We start from the raw sequence: 13,116 nt of genomic DNA on the forward strand, positions 1-13,116 counted from the left end.
TTTACACCCTCTTCTTTGTTAATTTAAGTAATACTTTGCTCAAGCTTTCTTCCGTAAGATCCTCTGCATCAGCAAAATCTGATACCGTAAAAGCAGACTCTGTTGTTGGTTTATTTATAAGTTGACGAAGATGCCTCAACATACCATCTGCTATCACTTGAATTTTTAATTTAGAAAACTGTTCCCTACTATACATCCAAATAAAATGTAACTTTTCATCTTTCACCATTCCGATAACATCAATTAGATGAGATGGTTTGGAATCTGGAGCATGATCTAAAAATGTAAATCCTGTCTCTTGCATAAACAAAGAGTCCCTTGAAAACACCTGATCAAATTGGCCCAAATAGTTAAAGCTTATTGAAGGCTTTTGCTGATAAAACGGAAGTAATCCTTTATTCAAGTAACGTAAAATACCATAGTCAACTCCGCGATTTGGGATTCGACGCAATTGCTCTTTGACTGCCTTTAACCCTTCAATAGGTGTCTGAGTTCCTTGAAAATTGAGATGAACGGGATAAATACTCGTGAACCAGCCCACTGTCCTTGATAAATCAATACCTTCAATCATCTCTTCTCTCCCGTGTCCTTCTAGATGAATAGAAACGGTTTGCTGATTTGTACAATCGACGATAGCTTGTCCTAATGCCGTTAATAGTACCTCATCAATCCTTGTCTTATGAGTGACTAGAACTTCGTGAAACAATGCTTGTGTTTCTTCTATTCCTAAAGTCCTCGTCACTTGATCAATCGATTCTTCTGTCGTTTCTTGTATTGGATAGTCCATTGGAATTTTCATCGTTTCTTTTTCTACTTGTTCATTCCAATAATCCTTTACTTCTTTTGAAATACCCGAATCACTGTATGTCTGAAGTCGTTCAGACCATTCTTTAAAAGATGTACTTTTCGCAGGTAAGCGAATTTCTTGACCTTGTTTCATCTGGTTATATACCACCTGTAAATCTTCCAATAGAATCCTCCATGACACTCCATCTACTACTAAATGATGTATCACCCAGAATATTCGATCATTTTCAGTCAAGTTATCTTCAAAGTACACTACTTTCATTAACGGACCAGTAATTAAATTGAAACTAGCTTGATGAATATTCATCTCTTCTTGTATTATTTTATTCCACTCTTTTTCATTAACTTGATTCCGTTTTACAACATGGAGTACTGACAGCTCATCAGTCCCTTCATTTCTCTGCCTCCACGTTCCGTTTGGTAACTGTTCGTACCGGAAACGTAAAGCATCATGATGTTTCAGTAAATTTAATATCGCTCCCTCTAGTAATTTCACATCCAATCTTTCTTTTACTCTTAAAAGCATTGATTGATTCCAATGCTCTGTATGTGGATGTTCTTGCTCGAAGAACCAGCACTGAATTGGAGTAAGAGGCACATCACCTATCACAATTCCCTGCTCCGCTTGTACTCCCTGCGTTTCTATAGCCACTTGTGCCAGCTCAGCGATAGTTGGGCATTCAAACATTTGCTTTGGAGTAAGTTTTAACCCCACTTGACTTGCTTGAGATATGATTTGAATACTGAGAATCGAGTCGCCACCAATTTCAAAGAAATTATCATAGATTCCCACCTTTTTAACACCTAATACTCTCTTCCAAATGGTAGTTAGTATCTGTTCGTTACTATTCCGAGGGCCAACACATTCACTATTAATCTGCGTTTCCTCCGGCATAGGTAAGGCCTCACGATCAACTTTACCGTTAGCTGTAAGTGGAATAGCTTCCATCGCCACAAATCCCGAAGGAACCATATAACTTGGTAGTTTAGCTTTAAGATACTCTCTCCACGCATCTACATTTCCATCTCCTACAACATATGCTACTAATCGTTTATCGCCTGGCTGATCTTCTCTTACAATTACAACTACCTCTTTTACATATGCATATGTATGTAAAGTAGACTCAATTTCCCCAATCTCAATTCGGAAACCACGTATTTTAACCTGATGATCAATTCTTCCACGATAATCTAGATTCCCATCTGGCAAATACCTCGCTAAGTCTCCTGTCCGGTATAATCTTGCTTTCAGATCACTACTAAATGGATGAGATATAAAACGCTCTGCTGTTAATTCAGGTCTATTTAAATACCCACGTGCAAGCCCTGCCCCGCCAATATAAAGTTCACCATCAACACCTATAGGAACAGGTTGTTGATAAGCGTCTAGTATATACACTTCTAAATCGGGAATCCGCTTTCCAATATTACTTCTTGAAGCCTGCTGTACATCATCTAAAGTAATTGGATAATATGTAACATGAACTGTAGTTTCTGTAATTCCATACATATTAATTAAATGTGGTTTTTTCTCCCCATACCTTTGAAACCACGGTAACAAGCTAGTAGGTTCTAACGCTTCTCCGCCAAATATGACATAACGCAGTTGCAAATTTTTATTCTTATCTTCTTGTTCACACACTTGTATTAATTGTCGAAATGCGGAAGGTGTCTGATTTAGAACTGTGACTTCTTCCTCCACCAATAATTGATAAAAATCCTTAGGTGATCGACTAATCCAGTACGGAACAACAACTAATTTTCCACCATATAATAACGCTCCCCAAATTTCCCATACTGAGAAATCAAATGCATACGAATGAAAAAGCGTCCAAGTATCTTTTTCATTAAACTGATACCAACAATCCGTCGATTTAAATAACCGAATGACATTGTGATGTTCTATCATAACGCCCTTTGGATTTCCCGTTGATCCCGAAGTATAGATTACATATGCCAGATTTTTGGGACCGACACTAGAAACCGGCAAAGTCTTACTTTCTTTCCCAATCTCATCTTGATCACGATCCAGGCAAATCGACTCAACATTTTCTGGTAACCAGTTCAATTCTTTTAAACTTTCTTGCGTTACGAATAACTGAATGCTAGCATCTTCTAAAATATATTGAAGTCGTTGCTCTGGATATGTTGGATCAAGTGGGACATAAGCCCCACCAGCCTTCAAAACCCCTAAAATACCTACAATCATCTCGTGGGAACGTTCAACGCACAGTCCAACTAAAGTATCAGGTCCTACTCCTTTTTTCTGCAGATAATGAGCTAACTGGTTTGCACGTCCATTAAGCTCCTTATAAGTAATTTTTTCTTTTTCATACGTAACTGCAATAGCATTTGGATAAATCATCGCTTGCCGTTCGAACATTTCATGAATAGTTACTTGAGGCGGGACATCCAGTTTAGGATTGTTGAACTCAACTAAACTTTTTCTTTTATCTTCCTCAGAAATGATTTCTATTTCAGCCACCTTCTGCTTTGGGTTTTCAAAAGTGTTTTCCATTATCGCTAACATCACGTTAAAAAACCGTTTTATCTCTTCCTTAGAAAATAGCTCCTCACGATAATCAATATGTACATGTAAAGAGTCTATATCAATTAGATTTTCAATATGCACTGCAAAATCTTGTACTTCTTCACGGTTTGGAATCCATAGTGAGTCACCACTTTCATCACGATCCCTATAATCAATCGTAGTTCCGAAAAGTCTCACATTACTGTTATTCTCTTTATTAATCTGCTTTAATAACAAATCAAATGGATATTTCTGGTGTCTTAATGATTTACTTTGTTTTCTGGACACCCTACTAATAAATGAAAGTACTTCTTCTTCTGGATCAATATCCATTCTTAAAGGAACTGTACTCACCATCATTCCAATCAATTTTCGTTCCATTTTAGTCATACGGTTGCCGTAAGCCATTCCTAAACCAATATCAAGCGATGAGGTCCACCGATACATGGACAACGAGAAAGCAGCAACAAAAAGGGTGTATAAACTAAATTTGTAATCTTCAGAAATTTTTTCTATCTTTCTCTTCAAATGCTCCGTTAATATAAACGTCTCACGTGATGCTTTGGTACCAACTTGGTACGTATTATAAGGCTTCAACCCGGTCATAGATGGCAGTGTTTTAAATTCCTCTAACCAAAATTTTTGATCTTTTTGAAAACGACTACTATTCAAGTATGTTTGTTCATTGGTCAGAAATTGAACATATGAATTTTTAATTTCGCCTTCCTCATTCTCGTTATGCATGTCATAATAATATTTTGCAATCTGCTCAGTAAATATTTGAATTGATAAACCATCCATAATAATATGATGAACATTTCCAAAGACTGCACATTCATTATCGTTTAATTTTATTAAAGCGAAATAGTATAAATTGGAATTAAATAATGTAAACGTTTCTTTTGTTTTCTGCTCAATCCATTCCTCAAGCAAATTTGTATTCTCCACATTACTGAAATCAAAAAACTCAAATTCTTGTTCTTCATGTTTAATAAAATATTGTTTCGGTTCCTGATGCCCATTTTCTTTTAACCTAATGCACAGACCGTCATTTTCACTGATAACGCGATTCACAACTTGGTTTAATTTTGAATAGTTCATTTTCCGATGAAGTTTAAATAAAAATCTTAAATTACATATCCCTTTATCAGAATGAATAACTTCTGTATACCATATTCTTCGCTGTGGATGGCTTAATGGATAACATTCCTCATTGGTCATAAAAATCTTCCCTTCAAAAATTATTTGCTCTTATAGGTTCGTGTTTATGTTTACCCCATAAATATTTCTGCAGTGAAACTCCAATTACTCCAATAATAACAAGCCCAATCCCTCCATAAACATAGAGTTGAGTTACTCCAAACAAATGCACTAATGGACCACTCATAGCAGGAGAAATAATTAAAACTGCATTTGTTAAACTGCTTTGTATACCAAATACTCTTCCTACTTGATCTTGATCGGATTCTATTTGTAATATGACTTGATTAGATACAAGCATCAGCCCACTTCCAATACCAGCGATAAAACTAATTAAATAGGCTAAAACGAAGACCGTACCGGGCGTTATCAAACCAATCCCCCCAAAACCAATTCCCATTAAAACCATACCTCCACATACTACCCAGCCATATTGAAATTGTTTTAATTTCTGAGTTAGTAATGCACCAAGTATTCCGCCAAGACCAATAATAGAAATGATATATCCCATTTTACTTTTATCATGTGGGAATAAGCTCTTAAATAAAGTTGGGAATTGTGAGTCTACTAATTGTAATACTGCCATGGCTATTGTAACGAAAATCATGGTTGATAATATTATCCGATTAGATAACACATAACCCCACCCTTGTACCCAAGCGGTCCAAGTACTTTGTTTTTGCTTTTTAACAAATTCTTTCGATATAGTTTCTTTAAATTTTATTGTGGGTATGAGAACTAAGGTAGCTAATAAACAACTTATAGCTCTTATAATGAGGCAGAACTCTGGTTGAAACCAACTCAGCAACATGCCCCCTATAAGTGGGCCTACTATCTTTGTACCCTGCTCTACTATTCCGTTGATACTTACTGCTTTAGTAAGCAAGTCCGGGGATACAATCTGTCTTGTTAGTGTTTGCTGTGCAGGATAATAGAAAACAATAAAAATGGAACGAATCATTAATGCCACTAAGAGCCAGTGGATATCTTGTACAAATAAAAGAGCAATTGTTATTAGACCAACCATTAGATTACAGAACATCATAATTGGAATTTTTCTAAAACGATCTGCAATAACACCTGCCCATGAGCCAAAAATAATTCCAGGAAGTGCATATGCAACAGGAATCAATCCAATCATAGTAGGATCTACTTCCCATTCAAACCCAACTATAGTCATAATCGCTAACATATCAATAAAAACACCAAGCATAAGCAATGAATAGGCAGAGAAAACTTGTAAATAAACCCTATTTCCTAATAGGCCTTTTGAATCAGTAGTTTTCATAAAAGCAAGCTCCTTAGGTTACTAATATAAACGCTTTTGCGTATAAGGTACCTCTTTATTAAACTTAATTAATCATTATTGACATCTCACCTAGAATTTAACTTCGTCAAAACTCAAACCACTCTTGTTTTTCATATATTTAAAATAGTCAGACAAACAAAAGCGTACCTATTTCTTCATTTTTATATCAACTGTTACAAAATATATCTTTACCTTACACTAATAACAGCTAAACGTTTCCTTAATATAACCCTTTACAGTCGTTTGCACATTCAATTCACATCCTTTTTAAAGTTGGCTTTTTTCTATCTCAAATACTATCACACAAATATTTCACCTACTATATTCATAAAGTTGAAATATTTGAATCAGAAAATTCGGATAAAAAACTAAATCCACAAATCATACCAAACAATTATTTAGTTATATTGTCATTTTATAGATAGCTTTAGCCATAAGGATATCAAGAATTAAGTTTTTTAATTTTATTAACATAATAGTTTATAGAGACTATAAATCCTACTAAACAAAAAAATAAATATACAATAAAGTATATTTATTTTTTCTTATCCTACATATTTTCTATGCAAATTAATTCCAATAACTAAAGTTGATAATAAAAATATAATATTACCAATCACTAATGTACTCATAACAAGAATTGAATAATATAGTATTAATACTTCTGCACCTACTACCTATTTTATTTATTGGATATTTATACTTCAAAAAAATTACACATCATTCACAATTAGGATACATACCCAAAATATCATTTGAACATGTTATTATATTTTAAGATAATATAAAATCAGTTTTTCTATAAGAGAACTTAATTTTTATGTAGTACGAAATTGTTAGTAATACAGTATATACTAATTTAGTTATAAAAACATTTAAAGACCACCTATTTCCATAAGTGATCTTTCTTTGTGATTCTGTATTTGTGCACTACTGTAGAAATATATCGTAGAAACGCTTTGTTTGCTAAATGTTTAGTTCTTTCCATTTACTAAAAAACATAGCTTCATACACTTAATATCATATTCGTTACATTGCAAACTATTATTTTGTCTTCTGTACAGGCAAACTACTAAAAATCAATTCAGCAACTTTTACATATCCTTTTGAGTTTGGATGAATTAAATCCTTAGACCAAAGCGTATTGTCATTAACTAAATGATGATTCCAAAAATCAACATGATGAAGCTTATACTCTCTGCTCAGTGAATGTATAACTTCATTTGCCTCTAATAATTGTTCTTTTATTTCTTGTTTTTTTTCAGAAGCAAAAGGAAGCCTAACTGTAAAATCAGGAAGGTTTGCTATAATAATATCAGCCCCTGCTTTACTTAATGTATCTATCATAAATTCCATATCGTTCTTATATGCATCATGATTCCAACGTCCTTTTAAAACATCGTTTGCCCCTGCAATGAGACTAACCAAATCTGGATTAAAAGTTAACGCCTTTTCCAATTGCTGCAAGCGAATTTCTTCAGTTACTAACCCACGCTTTGCAAAATTGGCATATTCTATATCTTTTTCACACAGTTGAACAAAATGATCTACCCAGCTTTTTAATGCAATTCCCTCAACTTCATCCCCTATCCCCTCTGTAAAACTATCACCAATTGCTACAAATCGCTTCCACATATGTACTCCCCCTTTATTTTTAAACATATCTATACTATACAATAGCTCACACCGTAATTGTTATTTCTAAGTGGTTTTCGATTTCAATTATATTCCACTTTACTATATTTACATTTAGAATCCAAAATTGACCGATTCCCAAGTATACTAAGGAATCGGTCATATTCGTATATTTACTAAAGAAATAAAATCCCTCTAGGACTTATACTTTTTTCAAAAAATTTGTTGTTCTTTGTTTTGCCCAGTTGATACATTTCTTTTCGATTACATGATACGAAACTATAGAAAAAAGTAGTGTCATTGCAATGCACAAAGTAAGAAGAAAAAATTACACCCTGACATTCCAAGCTATCCACATAAGAATCTATAGTGCTTTGAAACCTTTTGTTTCAAACTAATATTTAGTTGTATCCTATAAAATTAGCTTTTTACTATATCAATCGTACGATCCCACATACCACTAAAAAAAGATCCTGTTTTACGTATAAAACGTGTAAGCCAATTTGCTTGTTCCACATCAGATTTTGTTACAAGGTCTATTTGTAATGAATTACCTGATAAGAACCCAGGATCTGTATTATCTTTAGACGAGATAATCATTTTACTAATTGTTACACCTTTTTTAATAGGCGCTTCTTGTTCCGTATTCGATACTTTAAATTCTTTTTTATAAATGTCTTTATTGCCCTTCGGCATTGGAAGTGAAACAGCTTGCTTCGTTTGAACTACTACATCTTTGTCTTTTGCATTTGCCACTCGAACTGTTTCATGTCCTTTTATTACTGAATCTTTTCCGTAGACATTCTTCACTTCAAAATTCGCAAATCCATAATCGTATAATTTCTTTGTTTCATCAAAACGTGCCGTATGAGATTTTGCTTTTATCACTACAGAAATTAGTCGCATACCATTTCTTTCTACTGTACCAGTGAAACAATCTCCCGCTTCTGGAGTCGTTCCTGTTTTCAAACCATCTACACCTTCATATTGCTTAATTAAGCCTTTTAACATCCAGTTAAAGTTCGCCATATCAATTGGATATTTACCACCCTCTTGGAATGTTTTTTTAGGAATTTTTGCTGTATTTAATATTTGGGGGAAATCTTGAATAAGACGTTGTGCTAAAATTGCACAATCCCTTGCAGACATTTTATTTTTCTCTTCTAGAGTTGTCCCTTCTAGATGATATCCTTTTAAATCTTGATTTGTTAAGCCAGTAGAGTTTACAAACTTATAATCTTTCATACCAAACTCTTTTGACTTATCGTTCATCATTTTTACAAAATTGACCTCTTTACCAGCAATCTGTTCAACTAAAGCAATTGTTGCACCATTTGCAGAGTAAATTGCCATTGCCTCATATAACTCTTTTACCGTATAAGAGCCACCATTTTCTAATGGAACATTTGATAGTGAACGATCTTGCGAAATCTTATGTGCATATTCAGAGATTTTAACTTTTTGATCCCATTTAAGTTTTCCTTTATCCACCGCTTCATGAACTAAGTATTCGCTCATCATTTTTGTCATACTAGCAATTGCCAATGATTCATCTGCATTTTTTTCATATAAAATTTTTCCAGAATTTGCTTCTATTAAAATTGCTGACCCTGCTTCAACGTCTATAGCAGGATCTGTTTCCGCTGCTGCTTTTCCAATTGTAACGACCATGCTACAAAATATTGTAAGCACTGTTACTATTGCAATAACTCTATTGCAAAACATACCTTTCACTTCTGTTACCTCCAATTTCTTTGTACTTAAAAAAAGCGTTATTCTAACATAATCCCGCAAAAAAATAGAAAGTGTTCTCAAATTGTATATACATATAAAACGTTAGAATCGCTTTCATATAGACCATCTCATCCGACATTTTCAGGTGCGCTAATACTTTGTATTCCCACACATATCCTTATTTTTAATCCCCTTATATTTTTCAAAATGATTCACACTTTCATATTTTTTTAGGATTACAGTTAATAGACAATCTAAATAATACATTTGTTCCACATTTACAAAAAATAAAAAACTACACCCTATACTGGATGTAGTTTTTCTAACTGATTTATTTATTTTTCACTTCATTTTTATAAAAAGCAAATAATGGTTCGATGGATGGACTAGATAACAGCGGAATTGCCTTCTCAATCAATTTCCTATCCCAATCAAACCAACGCATTTCCATTAACATGTTTATTTCTGTATCAGTGAATCGTTTCTTTATTTCCTTAGCAGGATTTCCACCAACTATTGTATACGGCGGAACATCTTTACTTACGACTGATCCTGCAGCAACAATTGCACCTTCACCAATAGTAACGCTAGGCATTATTATAGCATTCATTCCAATCCAAGCATCACTTTTAATGACTGTATCTCCCTTAGGTTCATATGATTGTTTAATTTGCTCAGCGAATGGATATACTGTAATCCATTCTGAGTGATGATTATGATTACCACCCATTAAAATGACTACCCCGCTTGCTATGCAAACATAATTCCCAATAATGAGTTTGTCAAGGTGCCATCCCATCTGTTCAATTGGATTGAACAGTGCTTGGGACTTAGCATCTCCCCACAAATACCTTACACAGCCATCTTCAAAATTTTGATGACTATAATAACCTGAATAATAGGAGTACTCTCCTACTTCAATGAGTGGATTTGTTACTATATCTTTTATATACTTTGTTTCTGACCAATGATTAAATAATGGATGCTTCATAACTTTATTCCTCGCTTCTAAGTATTATATATATTGCTATTTACTTAGAAGCTTACTACGACTGCTACATTTTTTAGCTTCCTCAAACGACGAATCATTATCTTCAAGCCTTTCTTTTATACTATAAAAAAGCATAACGCAATACATTACACTAGTCAAATTGTGTAATTTTGAACACATCTTAAACAGCGTAATACTGCAATAGGAACATGAAAACACTCTAACTTTGATACAAATAATATATTGATTACATTTAGTTCATATTTTGTAAAAAAATCTTAATTGCCATGACAAAGCAAACAATAACCACTATTGGTCGTATTAATGCCGTCCCTTTTGTAAGCACCATCTTCGCCCCAATATATGATCCTATTATTTGACCAAGCATCATAATCAATCCAATTGTCCAATCGATTTGGCCAAAAATAATAAAATACAACAAAGCAGCGAAATTACTTGTAAAGTTCAAAATCTTAGCATTTGCAGTCGCCCGTGTAGCACTATATCCATATAAAAGAATGAATACTAAAGCAATTAAACTACCTGTTCCTGGGCCGAAGAAACCATCATAAAATCCCAGTAACGGAGCCACTGTTAACGCAAACAACAACATACTTATTTTTCTCGGTCGATCTTCGTTTGCTATATTTGGAGATAATAGAAAATAAATGCCAATAAAAACAAGTAAAAAAGGTAATATCATAATTAGATATTCTGCTCGTATCTGTAAAACAAGCCATCCACCGAAAACTGATCCAAAAAAGGTCATTAAGATGGACAAACGCATTTCTTTAAGATTAATTTCTTTCTTCTTAATAAAAAACACTGTTGCAATGAGAGTTCCGCTACTCCCTTGCAGTTTATTAGTTGCTATCGCTACAGAAGGAGACATACCTACTAATAACATTATCGGGATAGTAATCATACCACCGCCTCCAGCAATCGTATCTATCCATCCTGCTAATACAGCTACTAAAAATAGTAGTATGAGTAATTCAATAGTAAAATCCATACAAAGAATATGGGAAGGCTTGAGCTATTATACCCCAAACCTCCCCATCTTCCCTCCTCTCTTTAAACTAGTTAATTAAATCTTTAAAGTAACTTTCTTTCTGATCACGTAATCGGCTGGAAACGTATTGCCTGCAAACAATTCTTCTTCCGTATTTATTATTTCCAATCGGGATTTTATATTCTTCCTCAGATAACCTTTCTCTACCATGAGTTACATTTGTTTGTTTACCATAGTATGAATTTGGTATAAGTAATAAATCTTCAGATGTAAGTGGAACCTTATAAGTAGGCGTTGTTCGTAAGAGTTCTAAAAACATGTCAAATTTCAATTTTTCTTCTTCACTTTCTCCCACATAAATCAATCTATTTTCTGCTCCATTTAAACAAGTTGCAATAATATCGCCATTATCATCCAAAAATATAATTTGGTTTATTTCCCCTACAAATCCAGATATTTCACCATCAGCCATTCCTGCGATATGAGCAATAGGCATTTTACTTATCGCCAATATGTCATCTTTACTGAAGTGATTTTCTTCAAGATGCTTTTGAAGTAATTTTGGCGTTCCAATATGAGTTTGAGTTTTTAAATTTAACACTCCTTTTAATAAAAGAGCATCAACTCTAGTAAATTTGCCACAAGTAATTTCAGACACTATTCGTTCCACGGATTTATTAAGTCTATTTGATACAATTTCTAAATTTGTATTGAATGTATTCAATCTCGCTTCAATATCTGACTGGTCTTTTATATCTGTATACACTGTGGCATCGTTATGTTGATAAAAGTTCCCGCCACCGGTGCTTGCACCGACATTTCGCAAAACTTCATCGTTATTTAAAGGCGAAATAAGATGAAATCTATTTTTCCCAGCATGTTCGGATGGGTGAATTAAAGCATCATAATTAAAAAGTGTGGCAAAAATCCATGTGACCCATTCTGCATAAAAATATTTTTTCATTCTATCGTGTTCGTCTTCACCATAATTAAAACCTCTGCGATTTTCCCCAGGTAATAGTGTTTCTATAGGATCACATGGAGTATTTTTAATAAGGATAGGCGGTACGTTCCCGCCACAATTCGCTATTTTTATCATATGTAGTAGGTTTTTCATATCTGAATTCGGATTTTTCTTTGAATAGTCAATCAAACAATTAAGCCACTCTTTTGAAAAATATGCTGCTATTTCTTGATCACAAGTATAAGGATTATGAGTTTTTAATTCATTTTCTATCAGATTCTTCATTTTATCCTTCAATAGATTCGGAATAGTAATTTCTTCAATTTCTGTAATCTGCAGTATTCCTTTATTCATTATAAAACCTCCGTTGTTTTATTTTTTACACCCTATCTTCATTAAACAAACTATCCACTTCTTTTTTACTCCTTTACTTTTCGTCAGAGCTATTAGAATTACCGATTTACAAATAAAAAACATGAAGTATAAGAGATTTGTTCTTAGCTACATTTCCCCCACGAACCTCTATTGAATTGACAAATTTAATTTGAAAATCTGATTCATTTTCATACTTTACTTTCAAACTATGTTTATATGATTTTCAATTCAAGTAAGAGTATTTCATTTTCTAAAGTTTTCCTAATTTTAAAATCAGAATTTTCAATACAACTATGTTAACATTAAAAATATAACACGAAACCAAAAAATGTAAATGAATAGTTTTTTCTAAAAAATAGTCAGACTATTTACAAGGTAATTCGTATTCCATTGAACCAACTACGGCCCCTCAATTTTATTGATAACAATAAAAAAGCCCCCTAAATGAATGAAGTGCACCCCAATTGTTAGACACATAATTAACAATAGGAGGTGCATTTTTTATGGCTAAATTTTCTTCAAAAGATAAAATACAAGCAGTAAAACGATATCTAGAAGG

At 33.4% G+C, this 13,116-nt stretch carries 7 protein-coding genes and 1 pseudogene; all 8 read right to left on the reverse strand.

Annotated features, from left to right (window positions below):
* Position 1: 1 nt before the first annotated feature.
* Positions 2-4,558, reverse strand: a complete 4,557-nt coding sequence (locus QO049_RS25805) for a non-ribosomal peptide synthetase (protein WP_246962764.1) — start codon at positions 4,556-4,558, stop codon at positions 2-4.
* Between the two features lie 13 nt (positions 4,559-4,571).
* Positions 4,572-5,825 (reverse strand): MFS transporter, encoded by a 1,254-nt coding sequence (locus QO049_RS25810; RefSeq protein ID WP_246962763.1) that lies wholly within the window; start codon positions 5,823-5,825, stop codon positions 4,572-4,574.
* Positions 5,826-6,890: 1,065 nt separating this feature from the next.
* Positions 6,891-7,481 carry an SGNH/GDSL hydrolase family protein gene (locus QO049_RS25815; RefSeq protein ID WP_000265873.1) on the reverse strand — a complete coding sequence of 197 codons (591 nt, stop codon included), beginning with the start codon at positions 7,479-7,481 and terminating at the stop codon, positions 6,891-6,893.
* Positions 7,482-7,683: 202 nt separating this feature from the next.
* Positions 7,684-7,809, reverse strand: a pseudogene (locus QO049_RS25820) (acyltransferase family protein); the annotation flags it as partial.
* Between the two features lie 92 nt (positions 7,810-7,901).
* Positions 7,902-9,215: a D-alanyl-D-alanine carboxypeptidase family protein gene (locus QO049_RS25825; RefSeq protein ID WP_000677707.1), complete on the reverse strand. Its 1,314-nt coding sequence runs from the start codon at positions 9,213-9,215 to the stop codon at positions 7,902-7,904.
* Between the two features lie 331 nt (positions 9,216-9,546).
* Positions 9,547-10,206 (reverse strand): CatB-related O-acetyltransferase, encoded by a 660-nt coding sequence (locus tag QO049_RS25830; RefSeq protein ID WP_000682539.1) that lies wholly within the window; start codon positions 10,204-10,206, stop codon positions 9,547-9,549.
* A 253-nt stretch (positions 10,207-10,459) separates the two neighbouring features.
* Positions 10,460-11,218, reverse strand: a complete 759-nt coding sequence (locus QO049_RS25835) for a TSUP family transporter (protein ID WP_246962762.1) — start codon at positions 11,216-11,218, stop codon at positions 10,460-10,462.
* 67 nt (positions 11,219-11,285) lie between these two features.
* Positions 11,286-12,536 carry a hypothetical protein gene (locus QO049_RS25840; RefSeq protein WP_246962761.1) on the reverse strand — a complete coding sequence of 417 codons (1,251 nt, stop codon included), beginning with the start codon at positions 12,534-12,536 and terminating at the stop codon, positions 11,286-11,288.
* Between the last annotated feature and the right edge of the window lie 580 nt (positions 12,537-13,116).

Source organism: Bacillus sp. RB3, assembly GCF_030164735.1.
Taxonomy (GTDB): domain Bacteria; phylum Bacillota; class Bacilli; order Bacillales; family Bacillaceae_G; genus Bacillus_A; species Bacillus_A cereus.